Annotated in this window: 18 protein-coding genes; 7 read left to right on the forward strand and 11 right to left on the reverse strand. The window is 68.8% G+C overall.

Annotated elements, in window-relative coordinates; genetic code table 11:
• Positions 1–6 precede the first annotated feature (6 nt).
• Positions 7–2,076, reverse strand: coding sequence for an MMPL family transporter (locus F3087_RS35955; RefSeq protein WP_223885596.1), 2,070 nt, complete (start codon positions 2,074–2,076; stop codon positions 7–9).
• A 132-nt stretch (positions 2,077–2,208) separates the two neighbouring features.
• On the opposite strand from F3087_RS35955, the gene F3087_RS35960 reads away from it, so the two are divergent.
• Together F3087_RS35960 and F3087_RS35965 are read left to right on the forward strand one after the other, a co-directional pair.
• On the forward strand, positions 2,209–3,468 hold the full coding sequence (locus F3087_RS35960; protein ID WP_150406580.1) for a sensor histidine kinase: 1,260 nt from the start codon (positions 2,209–2,211) through the stop codon (positions 3,466–3,468).
• The gene (locus tag F3087_RS35965) at positions 3,465–4,121 is read left to right on the forward strand and encodes a response regulator (protein WP_150406581.1); all 657 of its coding nucleotides are present in this window, start codon (positions 3,465–3,467) and stop codon (positions 4,119–4,121) included. Before F3087_RS35960 ends, F3087_RS35965 begins: the two co-directional genes overlap by 4 nt.
• Here the strand turns inward: F3087_RS35965 and F3087_RS35970 are convergent.
• Positions 4,088–4,645, reverse strand: coding sequence for a helix-turn-helix domain-containing protein (locus F3087_RS35970; RefSeq protein ID WP_150406582.1), 558 nt, complete (start codon positions 4,643–4,645; stop codon positions 4,088–4,090). The genes F3087_RS35965 and F3087_RS35970 overlap by 34 nt on opposite strands.
• Before the next feature lie 36 nt (positions 4,646–4,681).
• On the opposite strand from F3087_RS35970, the gene F3087_RS35975 reads away from it, so the two are divergent.
• Positions 4,682–5,944, forward strand: coding sequence for an alpha/beta hydrolase (locus F3087_RS35975; protein ID WP_150406583.1), 1,263 nt, complete (start codon positions 4,682–4,684; stop codon positions 5,942–5,944).
• Between the two features lie 90 nt (positions 5,945–6,034).
• Here the strand turns inward: F3087_RS35975 and F3087_RS35980 are convergent, their stop codons facing one another.
• From F3087_RS35980 to lspA, 3 genes are read right to left on the reverse strand one after another with little or no spacing between them, the layout of a single operon-like run.
• Positions 6,035–6,703, reverse strand: coding sequence for a hypothetical protein (locus tag F3087_RS35980; protein ID WP_150406584.1), 669 nt, complete (start codon positions 6,701–6,703; stop codon positions 6,035–6,037).
• The gene (locus F3087_RS35985) at positions 6,696–7,622 is read right to left on the reverse strand and encodes an RluA family pseudouridine synthase (RefSeq protein WP_150406585.1); all 927 of its coding nucleotides are present in this window, start codon (positions 7,620–7,622) and stop codon (positions 6,696–6,698) included. The genes F3087_RS35980 and F3087_RS35985 overlap by 8 nt, the downstream gene beginning before the upstream one ends.
• Positions 7,619–8,257: a signal peptidase II gene (gene lspA / locus F3087_RS35990; RefSeq protein WP_150406586.1), complete on the reverse strand. Its 639-nt coding sequence runs from the start codon at positions 8,255–8,257 to the stop codon at positions 7,619–7,621. Before lspA ends, F3087_RS35985 begins: the two co-directional genes overlap by 4 nt.
• Before the next feature lie 76 nt (positions 8,258–8,333).
• Here lspA and F3087_RS35995 point away from each other — a divergent pair, with 76 nt between their 5' ends.
• Positions 8,334–9,287 (forward strand): hypothetical protein, encoded by a 954-nt coding sequence (locus F3087_RS35995; protein ID WP_150406587.1) that lies wholly within the window; start codon positions 8,334–8,336, stop codon positions 9,285–9,287.
• Positions 9,275–10,000 (forward strand): YdgA family protein, encoded by a 726-nt coding sequence (locus F3087_RS36000; protein ID WP_223885597.1) that lies wholly within the window; start codon positions 9,275–9,277, stop codon positions 9,998–10,000. Before F3087_RS35995 ends, F3087_RS36000 begins: the two co-directional genes overlap by 13 nt.
• A 30-nt stretch (positions 10,001–10,030) precedes the next feature.
• On the opposite strand, the gene F3087_RS36005 is transcribed toward F3087_RS36000, so the two are convergent.
• The 4 genes from F3087_RS36005 to F3087_RS46900 form a co-directional block, all read right to left on the reverse strand.
• On the reverse strand, positions 10,031–10,477 hold the full coding sequence (locus F3087_RS36005) for a QcrA and Rieske domain-containing protein (RefSeq protein WP_150406588.1): 447 nt from the start codon (positions 10,475–10,477) through the stop codon (positions 10,031–10,033).
• A 14-nt stretch (positions 10,478–10,491) separates the two neighbouring features.
• Positions 10,492–11,064 (reverse strand): DUF6529 family protein, encoded by a 573-nt coding sequence (locus F3087_RS36010; protein WP_150406693.1) that lies wholly within the window; start codon positions 11,062–11,064, stop codon positions 10,492–10,494.
• Positions 11,054–11,716: a hypothetical protein gene (locus F3087_RS36015; protein WP_150406589.1), complete on the reverse strand. Its 663-nt coding sequence runs from the start codon at positions 11,714–11,716 to the stop codon at positions 11,054–11,056. The genes F3087_RS36010 and F3087_RS36015 overlap by 11 nt, the downstream gene beginning before the upstream one ends.
• Before the next feature lie 415 nt (positions 11,717–12,131).
• Complete coding sequence (locus F3087_RS46900) at positions 12,132–15,596, reverse strand: BTAD domain-containing putative transcriptional regulator (protein WP_223885598.1); 3,465 nt, start codon at positions 15,594–15,596, stop codon at positions 12,132–12,134.
• A 113-nt stretch (positions 15,597–15,709) separates the two neighbouring features.
• On the opposite strand from F3087_RS46900, the gene F3087_RS36035 reads away from it, so the two are divergent.
• A complete protein-coding gene (locus F3087_RS36035; RefSeq protein ID WP_150406590.1) occupies positions 15,710–16,606 on the forward strand; it encodes an alpha/beta fold hydrolase in 897 nt (298 codons plus the stop codon).
• Positions 16,603–17,178 carry an NADPH-dependent FMN reductase gene (locus tag F3087_RS36040; protein ID WP_150406591.1) on the forward strand — a complete coding sequence of 192 codons (576 nt, stop codon included), beginning with the start codon at positions 16,603–16,605 and terminating at the stop codon, positions 17,176–17,178. The genes F3087_RS36035 and F3087_RS36040 overlap by 4 nt, the downstream gene beginning before the upstream one ends.
• Positions 17,179–17,365: 187 nt before the next feature.
• On the opposite strand, the gene F3087_RS36045 is transcribed toward F3087_RS36040, so the two are convergent.
• Both F3087_RS36045 and acs read right to left on the reverse strand, forming a co-directional pair.
• Positions 17,366–18,301, reverse strand: a complete 936-nt coding sequence (locus F3087_RS36045; RefSeq protein ID WP_150406592.1) for an extracellular catalytic domain type 1 short-chain-length polyhydroxyalkanoate depolymerase — start codon at positions 18,299–18,301, stop codon at positions 17,366–17,368.
• A 102-nt stretch (positions 18,302–18,403) separates the two neighbouring features.
• Positions 18,404–20,347, reverse strand: coding sequence for an acetate--CoA ligase (gene acs, locus F3087_RS36050; protein ID WP_150406593.1), 1,944 nt, complete (start codon positions 20,345–20,347; stop codon positions 18,404–18,406).
• Positions 20,348–20,366 lie beyond the last annotated feature (19 nt).

Consider the following 20,366-nt stretch of genomic DNA (forward strand, 5'->3'; position numbering starts at 1 on the left):
CCCTCCCTATATCGGCGACGGTTCCTGCTCGCGCGGGATCGACACCGAATCCTGTTGTGGCCTGGCCGGTTTCGACGGCCACCAGACCAGGTCGCCGGCCAGCACGGTCAGCGCGGGCACCAGCACCGACCGCACCAGCAGCGTGTCGAGCAGCACGCCGAACGCCACGGTGAACCCGACCTGGACCATCGCCACCAGCGGCAATGTCATCAGCACCGCGAAGGTCGCGGCGAGCACCACGCCCGCCGAAGTGATCACGCCGCCGGTCACCGACAGGCTGCGCAGCATCCCGTACCTGGTGCCGTGCCGCGGTGTCTCCTCGCGGGCGCGGCTCATCAGGAAGATGTTGTAGTCGACGCCGAGCGCCACCAGGAACAGGAACGTCATCACCAGCAGCGACGGCTCGAGCCCGTGGAAGCCGAAGAGGTGCTCGAACACGAAAATGCCTGTCCCGAAGGCCGATCCGAACGACAGCAGCACGGTCAGCACCAGCCCGATCGGCGCGACGACCGAGCGGAGCAGCAGGCCGAGGATGACGGTCACCACCAGCAGCACCAACGTCAGCACCCGCCAGTTGTCCCGCGCGGAGGCGGTGTCGACATCGAGATTCATCGCGCTCGGGCCGCCGACCAGGGTGCCCGCGCCGACCTTCGGCAAGGTGTCGCGCAGCCGTTCGATGGTGGCGTACTCGGCCGCCGAATCCGGTGCGTCCACCGGGATCGCGGTGATCGCCGCGTATTCCGGCCCGACCCGCCCTTCCTCGGCGAACCCGACGCCTGGGTCGGCGCGCACCGCCCGCAGGACCTCCGCCCGGAATTCGTTGCGGGCCAACACGGTCAACGGCAAGCCGCCGCGCTCCGGGAAGTGCGCGGCGATCTGTTGCTGTCCGGCCACCGAGTCCGGCGCGGTGACGAAACGATCGGCCTGCCCGAGCGCGCCGGTGTCACCGAACAGCCCGAGTGTCAGTACCGCGAGCACGCCGACAGACCCCACGGCCGCCACAGCGGGGCGACGAGAGATGGCTTGCCCCACGCGATCCCACAACGTGGTCCGTTGCTCCACCGCAGCTTGCAGGCGGGGAATGCGCGGCCAGAACACCCAGCGGCCGCACAGCACGAGCACCGCGGGAAAGAACGTCAGCATCACCGCCAGCGTGCCGACGATCGCCGCCGCGCCGACCGGGCCGAGCCCCGCGGTGCTGTTCATGTCGGCGACCAGCAGGCACAGCAGGCCGGCGGTCACCGTCGCCGCCGAGGCGATGATGGCCGGGGCCGCCCGGCGCAACGCCGCGGACATCGCCGCGCCGGGGGCCGAATGACGGTGCAGCTCTTCGCGATACCGCGCGACGATCAGCAGCGTGTAGTCGGTGCCGACGCCGAACGCCAGAATGGTGAGGATCGCCGAGCTCTGATCGCTCACCGTGATGCCGAACGCGCGCACCAGCCCGTACACCGCGGCCATCGACACGACGTCGGCCACCGCCACCGAGATCAGCGGCGCCAACCACAGCAGCGGACTGCGATAGGTGAGCAACAACAGCACGGCCACGACCGCCACGGTCACCAGCAGCAGTTGGGTGTCGACGCCGTCGAAGCTGCCCTCGAAATCGGCCTGGAGTGCCGCGGGGCCGGTGACGTGCACGGTGAGTCCGTCCGGGTGGTCGGCCACCTTCTTCCGTATGTCCTTGATGTACTTGCCTGGCTCGCCACGGGATTCGTCGACCGTCAGCGAATACAGCAGCGCGGTGCCGTCTTTGGCGAGCGTCGGCTGGTTGCCCAAAGGGGCGGTGCCCGGAGTCAACTCGGCCGACAGCGCCGAAAACTGCTGCGCCGCAACGGACCGGTCCAGGTCGGTCAATCCGCTCTGCCGGAAGTAGGACAGCACGAACAGGTTCGCTGAGCCGCCCGGCAACGTCGCTTCCAACTCGGCGGCCGCGGTCGACTGTGCCGATGCGGGTAGATATTCCACCATCCGATCGGTCTTCACGCCATCAAGCTGTCCGGCCAGCGGCACCAGCGCGAGCAACGCGACCAGCCACAGGCCGAGCACGATCAGCGCGCGTGTTCGCATCCCCATCTTTTCTCCTCTGTCGAGTCCCGAATGCAGCGTCGCTGGCGCGGACCGGGAATGCGTCGGCCGGTGGAGGGCAGTTCGAGGTACTCCGCACGGAGTACGTGGGCGGCCGCGAAACCGCGCACAATGGCTGGAATGGAGCGGCGATGGTGGATCGACGGCGCGATCACCGGTGTGGTCCTGGTCGTGGGATTCGGCTGGGCCCTGCTGATGCCGGGGGACTCCGCGCTCGACCCGCTCGGCGTGCTGCTGCTCGTGGCGGGTGTGCTGCCGCTGCTGGCCTGTCGGCGCGCGCCGCTGGCGGTGCTGGCCGCGCACTTCGTGGTCGCCGCCGTGTACCACCTGTCCGACTACCCGCACGAGGCGCTGATCCCCGCCACGATGGTCGCTCTGTTCGCGGTCGCTCGTTACGGGAACCGGCGGCGCACGCTGCTGGTGTTCCTCGTGGTCATCACGCTGACCGAGCTCGGCATCTTCTATTCCGCCGAATCCGGCGAGAACACCGCGTTCCTGGCGATCGACTCGGTCGGGTGGGTGCTGGTCGCCTGTGTGGCCGGTGAGGCCGCACGCCTCCAGCACGCCTATCTCGCCGCGATCGTGGATCGGGCCGAACGGGCGGAACGGTCCCGCGACGAGGAGGCACGCCGTCAGGTCACCGAGGAGCGGCTGCGCATCGCCCGGGATCTGCACGATCTGCTCGCGCACACCATCACCGTCATTCAGGTGCAGGCCGGCGTCGCCGCTCATCTGCTCGCCGAGCGCAAGGCCGAGCCGTCGACGGTGATCGCTGCCCTGGACACGATTTCCGACGCCTGCGTGGACGCCAGAGCCGAACTCACCGCCACCGTGGGCGTGCTGCGGTCCGCGGTGGCCGAGCCGCGCGCTCCGCTGCCCACCCTGGCGCAGCTCGGCGCGCTGGCCGGACCCATCGAAGCCGTGGGTGTCGCGGTGCGGATCGACCGCACCGGGCGGGTACGTGCGCTCGCGCCCGCGGTCGAGCTGGTCGGATACCGGATCGTCCAGGAGGCGTTGACCAACGTGGCCAAACACTCCGGGGCGAGCGCGGCGCGGGTGGGTCTCGACTATGCGGACGACCGGCTCACCATCCGGGTCACCGACAACGGACGCGGAACCGGCAGCACGGCAACAGAACTCGACTCGAATCGCGGAATCGGCAACACCACAACCGGATTCGGCATCCTCGGCATGACCGAGCGCGCCGAGGCGATCGGCGGGACGCTGATTGCGGCGGGGACGAGCGGGGGATTCGCGGTCACCGCCGACCTGCCGGTCGCGGATCGGGGCGAGGCGAGCCCCGGCGTGGTCGGCAAGTTCCCCGATGCCGCCGCGCCCGTGGGTACCGGCCGCGACGACTTCGCCGGTGCCGCCTCATGATTCGGGTACTCCTCGCCGATGATCAAACACTCGTCCGGAGTGCCTTCGCGATGCTGGTCGCCTCGGCGCCCGACATGATGGTGGTCGGCGAGGCCGCGACCGGCCGTGCCGCGATCGCGCTGGCCCGCACCGAGCGGGCCGACGTCGTCGTGATGGACATCCGCATGCCGGATCTGGACGGCATCGCCGCCACCGCCCGGATCGCCGCCGACGAGAACCTGGCCGGCGTCCGGGTTTTGGTGCTCACCACGTACGACACCGACGACAACGTGCTCGCGGCGCTGCGCGCGGGTGCCAGCGGTTTCCTCATCAAGGATGCCAAACCGGCCCTGCTGCTCGACGCCATCCGGACGGTCGCCGCGGGCGACGCGCTGCTCTCGCCGGGCGCGACCGCCGCCGTGATCGCCCGGGTCCGCGCGGTTCCGGATCCGGTGCCGCGCCCGGAGATCGCCATCCTGACCGACCGCGAGCTGGATGTCCTCGTCCGCATCGCCCGCGGCATGACCAACGCCGAGATAGCGGAGGCGCTGACGGTCAGCCCGCTGACCGTCAAGACCCACGTCAGCCGGATTCTCGCCAAACTCCTTGCCCGGGACCGGGTTCAGCTGGTCATCGCCGCCTATGAGGCGGGGCTCGTCACGCCGTCGGGCTGATCCTCGATGGGGAAGAGGATGGGGCTCAGCAGGTATTGCGTGCGGCCGGGCGCCGCCTCGTTGCCCAGCTTGGGGACGATCGCCGCGCGCATGCCCTCGATCAGCTCGAGCACCTCGTCGTCGCTGAGCCAGATCGCGTACTGGCGATAGCCGACGGCGTCGCGGGTCAGGTCGGCTTCCGGGCGATCGAGGTAGGCGTTGAACTCGGCGAGCAGGGTGGCCATGGCGGCGGTGAATACCCGGCGGTGGTCGTCGGGGGTCAGCGCTCGAACGGCCTCGGGGCCGACGCTCGCGCGGTCCTGCCGTAGCCGGTACCGGCGCTGCACCGCGCCGCGTACCCGTTCCTCCTCGGCCACTTCGAGAATGCCGCCCGCCGTGAGCATTTCGACATGCCGGTAGACGGTCGCCTTCGAGGTATCGGGCAGTCGCTCGCACAGTTGCGCGGTGGTGAGCAGGCGCCCGCCGCGCATCGCGTGCACGATCCGCAATCGCACCGGATGCGCCAGCAGCTCCAAAGGGTCCATTGCCCAACGATCTCACAACTGATACCATTCTCAAACATGAGAACGGTAGTGGAATCGGACGGGCCAACCGCCGTCCGGGTCGTGGAATTGCTGCGCGACGGGGAGTTCACGGGGGTCGCCGAGCTGTTCGGTGCGCCGTTGCGGGCGGCGGTGTCGCCGGATTCGCTGCGCGCCGCGTGGCTGACCGAGATCAGCCGGATCGGCGCGGTGACCGCGATCGGCGAGCCCGCGATGGAGCCGTTCGGCGACAAGCTGATTCGCGCGAGCGTGCCGGTTACCTGCGAGCGCGGCGAATTCGCCTTGATCATGTCTATCGACGCGGCGGGCCTGCTGCAAGGACTGCGGCTGGCGGACACGGCCAACGCGTGGGCGCCGCCGGACTATGCCGACCCGAGCGCCTTCGCGGAACGTGAGATCACCGTAGGCGCAGGCGAACTCGCGGTCCCGGGCACTCTGAGCGTGCCGCACGGCCCTGGACCGTGGCCCGCCGTCGTGCTGCTCCATGGCGGTGGCCCGTTCGACCGGGACGAAACCGGCGGTCCGAACAAGCCGTTCAAGGATCTGGCCTGGGGCCTGGCCGGCCGCGGCATAGCGGTGCTCCGTTTCGACAAGGTGACCTACGCGCATCCGCAGTTCGCCGAGCGGCCGGACTTCACGATGGCCGACGAATATGTGCCACATGCCGTTTCGGCCGTGGACCTGCTCCGGCAGCACCCCGGCATCGACCCGGCCCGGATCCACGTCCTCGGCCACAGTATGGGCGGCAAGGTCGCGCCGCGGGTAGCGGCGGCGGCACCCGAGGTCGCCGGGCTGGTGATCATGGCGGGGGATACCCAGCCCATGCATCGCGCCGCGGTGCGGGTCATCCGCTACCTCGCCGGGCTCGACCCCGGCCCGCAGGCCGACGCCGCGGTCGCGGCGATCACCCGGCAGGCCGACGTGGTGGACAGCCCGGCGCTGTCACCGTCTACCCCACGAGCGGACCTGCCGTTCGCCTACTCCGGCGCTTATTGGCTGGATCTGCTTGCCTACCAACCCGTCTCGACCGCAGCGGCGCTCACGACACCACTACTGATCCTCCAGGGCGCCCGCGACTACCAGGTCACCGTCACCGATGACCTAGCCGGATGGCGGTCCGGTCTCACGGACCGTCCCGATGTCACCATCCGGGTCTACGACCTGTGCGACCATCTCTTCTTCGCCGGTACCGGCCCCTCGACCCCCGGTGACTACCAAACTCCGCAACACGTAGACCCTACCGTCGTATCCGACATCGCCAACTGGCTAGCACACCCCTGACGCTGGATGCCGGACGCAGCGCGTCCTTTGTCCAGCCGCGCACGAATCAGCTAGCAAATCCATGTGCGGCAGGAGAATTGGTGCGCGGCATTATTGATCCGGGACGGGTCCGTCGTTCGGGCCGGGCTGGACGACGTCGAGTTGGTCGGGGAGTAGCGGTACCACGCCGAATCGACCGGCCACGGCGTCGGCGGGCAGCGCTTCGACCGCGCGGATCCCGTTCTGGGAGGCGATCTTCCGGAGGCCGTCGAGCGGTCCGCGCACAACCAGGCCGACGGTGCAGGCGCACCCGGAGCGCAGGCGAGCGGCGGAGAGCGCGGCGATCCGGGTAGCCCGTTCGTCGGACGCGCTCCGGGGGAGCAGCCATGCGGCCGATTCCGCGGAGGTGACCGCCGCCTCGTCGCCCTCCGGCACCGGCACCGCGATCAGCGGAGTCTGCACCCGGGGAACCGGAACCTGGTACAGCACTTGCGAAATCCGCAGGCCACCGCTGTTCGGCGGAATCTGTTCCGGCACCAGCGGTTCGGTGAACGACACCAGCGCCCAGTGCTCGGCGCCGTCGGTGCCGGTCAGCGAGTCCCCTGCGCGCGCAAGATAATCCGCGACCAGCTCGCCCTGCTCCGGTCCGAGCCGATCGGTGAACACCCCCGCCTTGCGCGGCGGGTTCAGCACCCCGAGCAGCACGATGAACACGACCAGCGCGACGGCCGCCGCCCCGAGGACGATCCGGCCGCGGGGCAGCGCCCGCCGGTCAGGCATTGCGCAGGACGTCCAGCGCGTGCTTCAGATCGTCGGGGTATTCGCTGGTGATCTCCAGCCAGCGACCGTCCGCGGGATGGTTGAAGCCGAGCGAACGGGCATGCAGCCATTGCCGTTCCAGGCCGAGGCGCTGGGCCAGCCGCGGGTCCGCGCCGTAGGTGAGGTCGCCGCAGCATGGGTGCCGGATCGCGGAGAAGTGCACCCGGATCTGGTGCGTGCGACCGGTTTCCAGGTGGATGTCGAGCAGGCTCGCCGCTTGGAACGCCTCGACGGTGTCGTAGTGCGTGATGCTGGGCCGTCCGTCCGCGGTGACCGCGAACTTCCAGTCGTTGCCGCGGGCCCGCCCGATCGGGGCGTCGATGGTGCCGCTGCTCGGATCCGGATGTCCTTGCACCAGTGCGTGATACCGCTTGGCCACGGTGCGCTGCTTGAACGCGCGCTTGAGCACCGTGTAGGCGTGCTCGGACTGCGCGACCACCATCACCCCGGAGGTGCCCACGTCGAGCCGGTGCACGATGCCCTGCCGCTCGTGCGCGCCGGAGGTGGAAATCCGGTAGCCGGCCGCGGCCAGCCCGCCGATCACCGTCGGCCCGGACCAGCCGACACCGGTGTGCGCGGCGACGCCGACCGGCTTGTCCACCGCGACGATGTCGTCGTCGGCGTACAGAATCCGCATGCCCTCGACCGGGGCGACCTCGATCGAGAGCTCCCGCTTCGGTTCCGGGAAGATCACCTCGAGCCAGGCGCCCGCGGCGAGCCGATCGGACTTGCCCGCGGCGATGCCGTCGAGCTGCACGGAGCCCTCCTCGGCGAGCGCGGCGACCGCGGTGCGGGACAGGCCGAGCAGCCGGGACAGCCCCGCGTCCACGCGCATGCCGTCGAGCCCGTCGGGAACGGGCATGGTTCGTGTTTCCCTCATGCAGTGTTCCCTTCGCTGGTGGTCTTGTTCGCGGTGGTTTCGGTCGCCTCGTCCTCGGCGGCGTCGGGCTCGTCGCGTCCGGTGCGCGTCCCGTTCGGCTCGAAGCCGAACACGGTCAGCACGACCAGCAGGATCGCGCCGCAGACGATCGACGAGTCGGCCACGTTGAACACCGGCCACCAGCCGATCGCGATGAAGTCGACCACATGCCCCTGCAACGGCCCCGGCGCCCGGAACAGCCGGTCGACCAGATTGCCGAGCGCGCCGCCGAGCACCATGCCGAGCCCGATCGCCCACCACAGCGACCGCAGCGTGCGCCCGATGCGCACCACCCCGATCACCACGGCCGCCGCGACCAAGGTCAGCAGCCAGGTCATGCCGGTGGCCATCGAGAAGGCGGCGCCGGGATTACGCACCAGGCTGAACCGCGCGAAGTCGCCGATGATCGACACCGGCTCGCCCGGCTTCAAGTTCGCCACCACGAGACATTTGGTGAGCAGATCCAGTCCGAGCAGGACGGCCGCGATGATTAGTAGGGTCCGCAGCCGCTGCGGCGGAGCCGCTGGTGTCGCCTCCTCGGCGTGGTTTGCTGGGTTCTCCTCGGACGGCGGCTCATCACTCACACGCACCATCATCGCTCGAGCTACCCGACACGTTGTGCGGTGGTCACCCGCAAGACCCAGCTGACACTCAGGAACCGGTCGTACCCTGATGCTCGTGACGGTGTTGTCTTCCCCCCACATCCCTCGGTTCGCGCGTTCGGGTGTGCTGCTGATAGTGCTCGCGGTCGGCCTGACCGCGTTCGGAACCGGTTGCAGCGGTGGCAGCGAGTCGCGCTCGGAACCGGACAGCACCGAGCCGCTCGGCATCGGCAAGGGCGTGACCGTGCCGATCCCGGCCGCGATCACCACCATCGTCGACCCCGGCGCCGAGCCGCGCTCGCTGCTGCGCCGCGACTATCCGGCGGGCACCGTGCAGCAGGTGACGCTGAATACCTCGCATCGCATCGCCCAGCAGATCAACGATCAGCCCGCGCGCGACTTCTCCGCGCCCGCGCTGTCCATCCCGATGACCGCGAAGACCGACGCCGAGGGCATCGACCTGACGCTGGGCACCGTCACCACGCCGGACCCGTCGCTGGCCAAGGCGCTCACCAAGACCGGCGGTTCGCACGCCGGATTCGATCTCAGCGACCTCGGCGCCATCACCGCGCTGCGGCTCGAGCCGTCGCCGGACACCTCCAATCCCGCGCGGGCCGCGCTGGAACAGGCCTTCTATCAAGCGGTCTACCGATCGATCGCGTTCCCCGATCAGCCGGTCGGCGAGGGCGCGGTGTGGACGGTGCAGCAGGAGATCAGCGGCGGAGTCACGCTCGAACAGACCACCACGGCGACGTTGACCAGGCGCGACGGCGACCGGCTGACCATCGAGCTCGACGTCATCCAGCAGCCCAAGTCCGCGGTGTGGAACCTGCCCAACAACGCGGGCAAACTCGATATCCAGGACTACGTCATGCAGGGCAACGGCACCATCACCGTCGATCTCGGGTTGCCGCTGCCGGTTTCCGGGGCCATCACGGTCGGCGGGCATCAGGGTTACCGCGATCCGCGCAGTGCGAGCGTGCTGGAGCAGACGATAGACACGCAGGTGTCGTGGACGGAGTGAACCGCGGGGTCGGGCTGTTGCTGGCCGCTGCTTCCACCGCGCTGGTCGCGGCGTGTGGATCGTCGAAATCGGCGGCTCCGGAATCGTCGCCATTGCCGTCGCTCGGTCCGGTCGCGGCCGCAGCGCCGGTGAACGCGGCGCCGATCACGAATGCCGATCGGTTGCGTGACCAGTTGCTGACCGGGACGAATCTGCCGCCGAACTTCACCGCGCTGCCGACACGGGCCGACGTGGCCGCCGATGGGCAGGCCTCGCCGACCGACCCGGCCGAATGCGCGAAAGTCCTTACTCCCTTGGCTGCGCAGCGGCCGGGCTCGCTCGCCAATGCGTCCGTCGGGTATTCGGGGCCGAACTTCTCCAGCATTGATATCGACGCGGCGAGCTACGCGAACGACGTGGTGGCGTCCGCGTTTTCGGAATTGCAGGCGACCCTGCGCCGGTGCACCCATTACTCCGGCACGGACGCCACCGATATTTCGGTCGATTACCGAGTCGGCGGGTTGACCCCGCCGGCGGCCGGTGACGCGGCTACCGCTTTTCAGGTGCGCACCAGCAGTGACGGGCTGACGTTGCATTCCTCGGTCGCGATCGTCCAGGTCGGCAGCACGCTGGCACAGGTGGCGGTGACCGCGCCGGAACCGGTCGAGGCCGGGGTCCTGAGCGATCTGACGGCCGCGCAGGTACGTCGGCTACAAGGTGTTTCGGGGCCTTGATCAGGACCGGCGGATGGCCGAGCATCTCGCTTAGCCGGGTACCACCGAATCGCCCACGACTCGAACGGTTTTCGCGGCCAGCGGCTTGGTCGCCGGACCGTTCGAGACCGAGCCGTCCAGCTTGTACTTGCTGCCGTGGCACGGGCAGTTGATCGTGCCGCCGGATATCGACGCGACCGTGCAGCCGGCGTGCGTGCAGGTCGAGGACAGGCCGACGAAGGTGCCCGCGCTCGGCTGGGTCACTACCGTGTCGCCGACGATCACGCCGCCGCCCACCGGGACATCGGCGGTCTTGGCGAGTGCCTTCGCGGCCGGCTGATCGGCGCCCGCCGGGTTGCCTGCGGGTGCGGGATTCGGTGCGGGCGCGGCGTTTTCCTTGCCGTAGGTGGTGCAGGCGGTGAGCGCCGCGGTCGCGACAACGGCGCCCGCGCCCGCCGCGACCATGCTGCGGCGGGTGAAAACCGATTCGTTGGTCATGGATGGATCTCCGATCAGAAGGTGAGGCCGTTGTTCTGGAAGAACCAGAGCGACGAGGTGAGCCAGAGGCCGGTCAGCCCGGCCAGGACGAGACCGCCCGCGACCGGGATCACCCAGCCCGGCAACCCTTTTCGGGTGAGCAACAGCATCTTCGCGACGAACGCGCCGTAGAAGAAGCAGCCCAGCAGGGAATGCAGCAGCACGCGCGTGTCGTATTGCTGAAAACCCAAGGCGTACAGGCAGTGCACCGCGACCGGCACGCTGACCAGCACGGCGAGCCGGCCCGACCAGACGTGCGCGGTGCCGATCCAGGACGGTGCGCGGACCGGCAGTTTGCCGTACATCGCCAGCGCCGAAACGAATTGGAACAGCGCCAGCAGGAATGCGACGGTCGCCAGCCACGCCTTCACCGCCTGCGGGCCGGAGAAGCCCGCGATATTGACGGAGAACGCCGACGGCTCATGGGTTTTGGCGTAGACCCCGAGCAGCACCGACACCGCGGCACCGATGAGCAGCGGGATCGCTATGGCCGCGAACGCTTTTGCGTTCGGCTGTCCGACGGGCGTCGTCTCTCGCTCAGCCGACACTGTCACCACCACTTACCTTGTTCGCGGTTATTTTCTTGCCGTTGACGATTGCCGTGCCGTCGGGGGACAGGCCGGGAGCCGGGGAGGTCGAACCGTCCTGCGCGCGCTGAACACCCGTGACATTGCCGTTGGCGTCGACGATCCAGCTCTGCCGGGCGCCACCCTCGTTGTAGACATAGAGCCCCGCGGGCGATTGCACCGGTGCGGCACTGAATTCCCACTTCTTCTCACCGAGCCACAACGTGCCCCCGACCATCTTGCCGTCATAGCGCCCCTCCAGCTTGGCGTCGTTCTTCCCGCTCAGCTGGAGCGCGCCGCCGGTCGCACTGCCCTGCAACCACGACTCCACCTTGTTGCCATCACAGGCATAAGCGGTCGCCCTGTCACCTGCGACGGCGACCGACAGCGTGATCGGCGCACCGCTCGCCAGCGGAATATTGCCGACATAGTCCGCTTTCGGCGGAAACTGTAGCGGCGGCGCAGCAGTAGTCGGCGCCGGAACCGCACTGGTCGTCACCACACTCGTGGTCACCCCCGGCGAATCCGGCGCAGCCGCCACCGGTTCGGTCTCCTTGGACATATTGACAACAAGCAAGACAATCCCCAACACGGCCACCGCCGCCAGAGTGAGCCAAGGCCCAAGACGTTTCATAGGTTCTCCTCGATACCCGGCCGTCGAAATTCCAGCCGAAGCGATCCCGCCCAGGCTGCGCCGGCACCGCTCTTCGCATTGTCAACGGCACAGCCCACCCCCCGGTTCAAACGGACATTCACGACAGCCGAATATCGGCGTGTCGAGTGAATGTGTCGTGTCGCCCGCGCGGACATCGTCGTGGCGTGAAGCCCTTATGCGGCGAAAGCGATGGATCCGTGCAACGGAGGTGGTCCAGGAGTTGGATCGCCTCGGTCCCGATGCCTCGGATCAACGTGACGAATTGCGCGAAATATTGTCCGAGACAACGGACGATCTGCGTTGGTGAGCACGGTGCGGCATTAAGGCGAGCTCGAGTGCAGAGCGGTACGTCTGCTGACCGGTCCAGCAGGCAGTGAGCACGCTGGGCGCATGGTCAGGTGCGGGTCGAGGCGGCGAGGGTGCGGGCTTCGGGGACGGTGAGTTCGGTGCCTGCGGTGTGGGCGGCGGTGAAGGCGTGGTCGCCCAGGACGGCTTGGAGGGTGGTGGTTGGGCGGTCGATGTCTGGGCGTTCGGCGGGGAGGAGGGGGATGCCGTTGGTTTCGCGGATGGTGTGGGCGGCGCCGAGGAGTTGGGCGGCGGTGTCGAAATGGCCGAGGGCGGCGGTGGCCGAGGCCAGGGCGGCCAGGGCGAAGGTGGTGTCGCGCGGGGCTTCGATGCGTTGGGCGCCGTCGAGGGCGGTCAGCGACATGGCGAGGGCGGCGGCCGGGTCGCGGGGTTCGAGCAGGTAGCTGAGTTCGACCTGGAGCATGGGGACGAACAGCGGGGTTTCCTCGCCGTCGGCGGGGGCGAAGGCCAGGAGTTCGTGCAGGATATGTTCGGCGACTTCGGGTTTGCCGTTGCGGCGGGCGGTGAAAGCGAGGACGACCGAGGCGAAGAGGCGGCCCGGGCCGTAACCATGTTCGGCGGCAACCCGCATGGCCTGGTCGCCGAGGGTTTGGGCACGGTCGAATTCGGTGTGCTGCATGCTGATCCAGCCGAGCCAGCAGAGGTGGGTGCACACCTGGCCCCACAACTCCAGCTCCTGAGCCAAACCCAGTGCCTCCGTGTGGATGTCGGTGGCGCCGGACAGATCGCCGGTCAATTCGGCGAGACCACCCAGCCATTCGGCGGCTTGCAGCCTGCCCCAGCGGTCATCGATTTCGGCGAACAGGCGCGCGGCGGCGCGGGCGTGGAGTTCGAGGGCCGGCAAGTCGACTCGGCTGTGTGAAGCCTTCGCCAGGGCGACGTGTCCGAGTGCGACGCCCCATCGGTCGCCGAGTTCCTCGCATACCGGAAGTGCCTTGTGCACCAAGGCTTCCAGTTCTGGGAGGTCGCCCGATTCGAGCGCCGAGAACGCGAGGAAAAGCTCGGCGCGGGCCCGCCCGGCCGCGTCGTCGACGGTGTCGTACACGGCCGCGATCTCGCGCCGCCTGGTCGCACCATCGGTGAATTCGCCCTGTTGGAAAGTGAATCCGACTCGCCAGGCAAGAGCCGGAGCCCGTCGCCGCGCCGAACCACCCAGCGCGAGCGCGGCATCGAACCACCGCCGCGCCTCGGCCAACCGCCCACGCAGCAACCAATACCAAGCAAGCGCATTGACCAGCTGCAAGGACTCATCGGCCGCACCGGCGCGCACGAATCCATCCAGCGCCGCCCGCAAATTAGCCCCCTCCACATCCAACCGCCGCAACCATCGCCGCTGATCGGCCCCATGCAACTCGGGCGCCGCCCGCTCGGCCAGCATCAGGTAATACCGATGATGCGCCCGATGCACCCCGTCGAATTCACCCGCCTCCACCAGCCGATCCAGACTGAACGCCGCCACCGACTCCAGCAACCGATACCGCCGCCCCGCGGCATGCACAAGCGACCGATCCACCAGCCGCGCAACAACATCGGCAACAGTGGACTCATCGACACGCGGCGAGCGGCCGACTTCGGATCGGATGAGAGGATCTGCGCCGCCACCGCCACCGCCGCCACCGCCACCACCGCTGCCGCTGCCACCGCCGCTGCCGCTGCCGCTGCCGCCGCCGCTGCCGCTGCCGCCGACACCGCCGCTGCCGACACCGCTGCCGCTGCCGTTGCTGCTGCTGCCGACCCCGCTGCCGCGGGACATATTTCCTGCTAGTAGTCCTGCATCGGACGACTCGTCCGTCTCGGCGGCGACGTTGTACGGCTCGAATCCATCTGTAGCGCAGACGATCTCGGCCGCATCGAGCGTGCACCCGCCCGCGTGCACGGCGAGGCGACGCAGCACCGCCCGCTCCGTTTCGTCGAGTAACTCCCAACTCCAGTCGATCATTGCGGTGAGCGTCTGCTGACGTGGTGGGGCGCCGCGATGGCCGGTGGCGAGGAGTCGGAAACGATCGTCGAGGCGGGCGACCATCTCGTGTACGCCGAGTGCGCGCACCCGAGTTGCGGCCAGTTCCAGGGCGAGCGGGATGCCGTCCAGTCTGCGGCACAGGGTGGCGACCGGTTCGGCAGTCTCGGCGTCGAGGACGAAATCTCGGGCGCCGGCCTGGGCGCGGGTGACGAAAAGCTTTACGGCGCTGGATTGTTCGAGGTCGGCGAGGTTTGCGTGGGATGCGGGTATCGCGAGTGGTTCGACGGCGATGACGTCCTCGCCGGGTAGCCGCAGCTGCTCGCGACTGGTGGCCAGGATGTGCAGGTTCGGCGCCGCGCCGAGGAATAGTTCGGCGAGGTCGGCGGCGTGCTCGACGACATGTTCGCAGTTGTCGAGTACCAGCAGCAGTTCCTGCTCGGCGAGCACCTCGCACAGCAGCTCGGTCGGATCGGCGCCGTCGGTGGCGCGAATGCCGAGCACCTGCGATACCGCCTCGACGAGGAACGTCGCCCCATCGGCCGCGGTCGGTTGCAGCGGGGCCAATTCGACCAGCCAGGTGCCGTGCGGGAATCGGTCGGTCGATGCGGCCGCGGCGGCGAGCGCGAGCCGGGTCTTCCCGACCCCGCCCGGCCCGGTGAGCGTGACGAGCCTGGCCTCACCGACAGCGCGGCTCAACTCGGCGAGATCCGCTGCGCGCCCGATGAGTTCGGTGCGTTGCGCGGGAATGTTGGAACTACGCCGCCGCAGTACGGTTTCCGGCCGCGGCGTGGCGAGTTCCAGCTCCTGCCCGAGAATCGACCGTTGCAGCGCAACCAATTCCGGACTCGGGTCGAGGCCGAGCTCGTCGGCCAACTGCCTGCGCAGATCCTCGTAACTATCCAGCGCCTCGGCCTGCCGACCCGCCCCGTACAGCGCCCGCAGCTGGGCAGCGCGAAGCCGTTCGCGCAGTGGATGTTCGGTCACGATGGTGGCGATTTCGCTGGCAACATCGCCGTATTCGCCCAGCGACAAGCGCGCTTCGGCCAACTCTTCCACCGCGACCAGACGCTGCTCCGTCAACTGCGCGATGGCCGGTTGCGCGAACGCGGCGTCCCGGAAGTCCGCGAACGCGGGCCCGCGCCACAGTCCGAGCGCTTCGCTCAGCACCCGCGCCCGATCCCGCGGCTCGGCCGTCTCCCGCGCGGTCGCCACCAGCGAGCGGAACTGCAGCGCGTCGAGATCGGTACTCGCCAGCCGGTAACCGGGTGGCGGCGAGACCACCAGATCACGTCCCCCGGGTTCGGCATCCGCCAAGGCCCTGCGCAGTTGGGAGGCCTTGGCCGCAAGCGTGCCCGCCGGATTGCCGGGCGGATCGTCGGCCCAGATGTCGTCGATCAGCCGATCGCCCGACACCGGTTGCCCGGCGTTGACCAGCAGATCCGCCAGGAACGCGCGCACCTTGGCACCAGGGATCGGCACGGTCGTACCGGAATCCGTCCAGACCATCAACGGACCGAGCACACCGAAACGCATACCGGCAGCTTAGCGATGCCGCTGCGCAGCGGAAACGCACCGTAAACAAACCGGAAGGCACCCCGGCCACAGTGGTTCACAACGCAGAACCAACCCACCGAAAGAGCCCCGACATGAAACTCGCGACCGTCTTCGCCACCGCCGCACTCGCCGCTACCGCCTTGCTGACCGGCTGCGGAACCACCGACCCGAAGCCTGCCGACCCCGGCGCTTACGCCGATATCAACGGCCTGCACATGTACTACGAACTACACGGCACCCCGACCGAGCAACCCCCACTGGTCCTGCTGCACGGCGCACTGTCCGGCATCACCACCGACTTCGGCCAGCTCATCCCGGAACTCGCCAAGACCCGCCGGATCATCGCGATCGAACAGCAGGCCCACGCCCACACCGCCGACATCGACCGCCCGCTGCGCACCCCGCAGATGGCCGAGGACACCGTGGCCTTGCTGCACCAGCTCGGCGTGCAGCGCGCCGACATCCTCGGCTACAGCATGGGCGCCGGTGTCGCCCTGCAGATTTCACTGACCCACCCGGAGTTGGTGCGCAAGCAGATCCTCGCCGCCGGCGGTCTCGACGCGGGCGCGATGCATCCGGGCCTGATGGACGGTCTGGCCGAGCTGAAACCCGAACAACTGCACGGCACACCGTTCCACAACGACTACCTGACGAATGCCCCACGCCCCGAAGACTTCCCGCGTCTGGTCGCCAAGGTGACCGAACACGACCAGAACGCGAGCCCGGTATTCCGCGTCGAAGCGGTGCGCCAGATCAAGGCCCCGACCCTTACGGTGATCGGCGATTCCGACATCGTCCGCCCCGAGCACGCGGTCGAGATGTTCCGCCTCTTCGGCGGCGGCATCATGGGCGACACCCCCGCCGGCCTGCCGAACGCGCAGCTGGCCATCCTCCCGGGCACCTCCCACATCACCCTCGTGCACCGCCCCGAACTGCTGCTCCCGATGATCCCGGCCTTCCTCGACGCTCCCGTCAGGGACGCCCGATGACCCGGTTGCGTGTGGCGCTGATCGTCGGCAGCACCCGCACGGGCCGGTTCGGCCCCACCGTCGCCGACTGGTTCGCCGGCCGCCTGCACCGCCGCGACCTGGACCTGGACCGCATCGACCTCGCCACCGCCGACCTGCCCGACCAGCTGACCGGCCACGACGACCCGGCCCCCGCCGCCGTCCGCGCCCTCGGCGCCCGCTTGACCGCCGCCGACGCCTTCGTCGTGGTCACTCCCGAATACAACCGCAGTTTCCCGGCCTCGGTGAAGAACGCCATCGACTGGTTCGACACCGAATGGGCCGCAAAGCCGGTCACCATCATTGGCTACGGCAGCGATCCCGAAGGTGGCCACGCCGCCGCCCACCTTCGCCAGGTGTTCGCCGAGCTCAACGCCGTCCCCATCCGCCGCACCCTCACCATTCCCAAAGCGTGGCAACGCTTCGCCGCCGACGGCACCTGGCCCCGCCGCGACCCCGAACTGGAAGAAGACACGAATGCCTTAGTGGACCAACTCCTCTGGTGGGCAATCGCTTTGCGCGCCGCTCGCAAAGCGACGCCCTTCGTCCCCTAGCGAGTGCTGCCGACAACAACGGGGACCCGGGTGAAGGAGCATCGGCCGGGCGAAATGCGCAGGCGCTGGCGGCGGACCCGACCCCCCTCAACACCGCGGTGGCCGGGTCCGCCGCAGTGGGGTTACCCCGGAGCGATCGCTGCGGAAACCTCTGGCTCGGGTAGGTGCGCTTGGGGCGCTGGGTGTTTCAGCAGGTTTGGTGTGGGGGCGGCATGCGGTGAGCCAGGAGGAACCGCATCAGGTTCCGCTGGATTTCGAGGCCGTGTGCCTGCTGCACGAACCCGGCGCCGATGGCGTGTTCGGCGAGCACGGGGAGGGTGAACTGGGCGAGTTCGCAGCCGCGCGGGCCGGCGTAGTGCTCGACGGTGAGGGGGATCGGCAGACCCGGGCCGACGGCGAGGACCTCGACGTCGGTGGGCACGGCGGGGGCCGAACCCGGGTCGGCCAGGTTGTCGGCCGCGAGCCATTGGGCAAGGTTGGTCCGGCCGATGACGATGTTGCTGATCTCGTCGAAGAGGGTCTGCAGGAAGAAGGCAGGCATCGGGCGGGCGCGCGGGCCCATCGCGTCGATGATCGGCCCGGCCTCGAGTCTCGTCAGATACGGCGCGCCCGCCATCGGGGCGATCGCCGCGTACAGGTCGGGGTAGGTGGCGCCGAGATTGGTGGTCATCGCACCGCCGGCGGAGTATCCACCCAGGTAAACCCGGGAGCGGTCGAGCTCGAACTCGTCGGTGAGGGCGACGGTGAGGCCCGCGATGATGGACGGCTCACCCTCGCCGCGCTTCTGGTGCCCGGCCTTGTCCCAGTTCCAGCACAGGCCCTTGTTCGACGCGCGGTCCTGGATCGGATACGCGAGCACGAAATCCATCTCGTCGGCGACCCGCCTGAGCGAGAAGCCGCTCGGCTGCGGGTGTGCGATCGGATCGTCGCACCCGTGCAGATACACCATCAGCGGCTTGCCCGCGGTCGCGCCGGGCGGCAGATGGAGGTAGTAGCACCGGGTGCCCGCCTCATTTGTGAAGCAGCGCTTGTCCAATTGGGCTCGCGCACCCGGCGCACCGGCCAGCAGACAGCCGGCCAGCAGCAGGAAGACGCCGAAGAGGCGAAGCCCGGTGACTCGCACACCACGAGCCTAAACCACCCGCCGCGTATCGCGGGTTTCCTGGGCGACGGACCCGACCCCTCATCGCCATTGCGGTCGCCGGGTCCGTCTCCGGGGCGGGAGTTACCCGCGGGCGATAGCCTCGAAGACCTTGGGGTCGACCAAGGTAGAGGTATCGCCCAGCTCGCGGCCTTCGGCGACATCGCGCAGCAGCCGGCGCATGATCTTGCCGCTGCGGGTCTTCGGCAGTTCCGGAACCAGATGGATTTCCCGGGGCCGGGCGATCGGGCTGATCTCGTGCGAGACCGCTGATTTCAGCTCGGTGACGAGCGGATCGCCGCTGTTCGTCGCGCCCGCGGTGAGGATGACGAAGGCGACGATGGCCTGACCGGTGGTGTCGTCGCTGGCCCCGACCACCGCCGCCTCGGCGACCGCCGCGTGCCCGACGAGCGCGGATTCGACTTCGGCGGTGGAGATCCGGTGGCCGGACACGTTCATCACGTCATCCACCCGGCCGAGCACCCAGAGGTCCCCGTCCTCGTCGAGCTTGGCGCCGTCACCGGCGAAATACCAACCGGCGGCGGCGAATCGGGCCCAATAGGTCTCCCGGTAGCGCTCCATGTCGCCCCAGATGCCGCGCAGCATCGACGGCCACGGCTGGTCCAGCACCAGCAATCCGGCTGCGCCACGGTCGAGTTCGGCGCCGTCGTCGTCGACCACCTTCGCCGAGATACCCGGCAGTGCGGCCATCGCCGCACCGGGCTTGGTCGCGGTGACGCCGGGCAGCGGGGAGATCATGATGGCGCCGGTCTCGGTCTGCCACCAGGTGTCCACGATCGGCGTGCGGTTGCCGCCGATGACTTCCCGGTACCAGCGCCAGGCTTCGGGGTTGATCGGCTCGCCGACGCTGCCGAGCAGGCGGAGCGAGGACAGATCGTGGGCGTCGGGGATCTCGCGGCCCCACTTCATGAACGTGCGCACCAGCGTCGGAGCCGTGTAATAGATGCTGACGCTGTACTTTTCGATGATCTGGAAGTGCCGGTGCTCGTCGGGTGAGTTGGGCGTGCCCTCGTAGACCACCTGCGTGGTGCGGTTGGCGAGCGGCCCATAGACGATGTAGCTGTGCCCGGTGACCCAGCCGATGTCCGCGGTGCACCAGTAAACGTCTTGTCCCGCTTTGTGATCGAACACATTGTGGTGGGTATATGCGGCCTGCGTGAGGTATCCGCCGGAGGTATGCAGGATCCCCTTGGGCTTACCCGTAGTTCCGGACGTGTAGAGGATGAACAGCGGATGCTCGGCATCGAACGCCTGCGCCTCGTGTTCGGGTGACGCATCGGTGACCGTGTCGTGCCACCACAGATCACGACCCTCGGTCCACGGCACGTCGATGTTGGTGCGCCGCACCACGAGTACGTGCTCGACCGTCGACGGCGCACCGCCGAGCGCCTCGTCGACCGCCGCCTTGAGCGGCGCCGCCGTCCCGCGCCGCCACTGCCCGTCGGTGGTGATCACCAATCGGGCCTCGGCGTCGTCCACCCGCTGACGCAGGGCGGTGGGGGAGAAGCCGGCGAACACCACGGAGTGGGTGAGCCCGAGCCGGGCGCAGGCGAGCATCGACACGATGGCCTCGGGCACCATCGGCATGTAGATGGCGACCCGATCACCCGCCCGCAACCCCAGCTCGGTCAGATAGTTTGCCGCCCTGCAGACTTCGTCTCGAAGTTCCTCGTAGGAGATATCGCGTGAGTCGCCGGGCTCGCCTTCCCAGTGAATGGCGATCTGGTCACCGTGCCCGGCGAGCACGTGCCGGTCGACGCAGTTGTGGGCGACATTGAGCTTGCCGCCGACGAACCACTGCGCGACCGGCGCGTCGCTCCAGTCCAGAACCTGCGTCCACGGCTGTTCCCAGTACAGCCTCCGCGCCTGCTCGGCCCAGAACTCCATCCGATCGGCCGCCGCCAGGTCATACAGTCCCGCATCGGCATTCGCCGTCGCGGCGAAGGTATCGCCGGGTGGGTAGGACACCGGAGTGGTGTCGCGGGGATCGGTGGTTGCGCTGGTCACGCGATATCTCCTAACGAGA

This window comes from Nocardia colli, from assembly GCF_008704205.1.
Lineage (GTDB): Bacteria > Actinomycetota > Actinomycetes > Mycobacteriales > Mycobacteriaceae > Nocardia > Nocardia colli.

What these genes read in the sequence shown, in the direction of transcription:
- F3087_RS46900 (WP_223885598.1), bottom strand. Translation starts at nt 15,596, where the DNA reads ATGCGTTTCGGTGTGCTCGGTCCGTTGATGGTCTGGACGGATTCCGGT.
- F3087_RS35985 (WP_150406585.1), bottom strand. Translation starts at nt 7,622, where the DNA reads ATGAGGGAAACACGAACCATGCCCGTTCCCGACGGGCTCGACGGCATG.
- F3087_RS35980 (WP_150406584.1), bottom strand. Translation starts at nt 6,703, where the DNA reads ATGCCTGACCGGCGGGCGCTGCCCCGCGGCCGGATCGTCCTCGGGGCG.
- F3087_RS35960 (WP_150406580.1), top strand. Translation starts at nt 2,209, where the DNA reads ATGGAGCGGCGATGGTGGATCGACGGCGCGATCACCGGTGTGGTCCTG.
- F3087_RS35965 (WP_150406581.1), top strand. Translation starts at nt 3,465, where the DNA reads ATGATTCGGGTACTCCTCGCCGATGATCAAACACTCGTCCGGAGTGCC.
- F3087_RS35975 (WP_150406583.1), top strand. Translation starts at nt 4,682, where the DNA reads ATGAGAACGGTAGTGGAATCGGACGGGCCAACCGCCGTCCGGGTCGTG.
- lspA (WP_150406586.1), bottom strand. Translation starts at nt 8,257, where the DNA reads ATGATGGTGCGTGTGAGTGATGAGCCGCCGTCCGAGGAGAACCCAGCA.
- F3087_RS35970 (WP_150406582.1), bottom strand. Translation starts at nt 4,645, where the DNA reads ATGGACCCTTTGGAGCTGCTGGCGCATCCGGTGCGATTGCGGATCGTG.
- F3087_RS36005 (WP_150406588.1), bottom strand. Translation starts at nt 10,477, where the DNA reads ATGACCAACGAATCGGTTTTCACCCGCCGCAGCATGGTCGCGGCGGGC.
- F3087_RS36015 (WP_150406589.1), bottom strand. Translation starts at nt 11,716, where the DNA reads ATGAAACGTCTTGGGCCTTGGCTCACTCTGGCGGCGGTGGCCGTGTTG.
- F3087_RS36035 (WP_150406590.1), top strand. Translation starts at nt 15,710, where the DNA reads ATGAAACTCGCGACCGTCTTCGCCACCGCCGCACTCGCCGCTACCGCC.
- F3087_RS36040 (WP_150406591.1), top strand. Translation starts at nt 16,603, where the DNA reads ATGACCCGGTTGCGTGTGGCGCTGATCGTCGGCAGCACCCGCACGGGC.
- F3087_RS35995 (WP_150406587.1), top strand. Translation starts at nt 8,334, where the DNA reads ATGCTCGTGACGGTGTTGTCTTCCCCCCACATCCCTCGGTTCGCGCGT.
- F3087_RS35955 (WP_223885596.1), bottom strand. Translation starts at nt 2,076, where the DNA reads ATGGGGATGCGAACACGCGCGCTGATCGTGCTCGGCCTGTGGCTGGTC.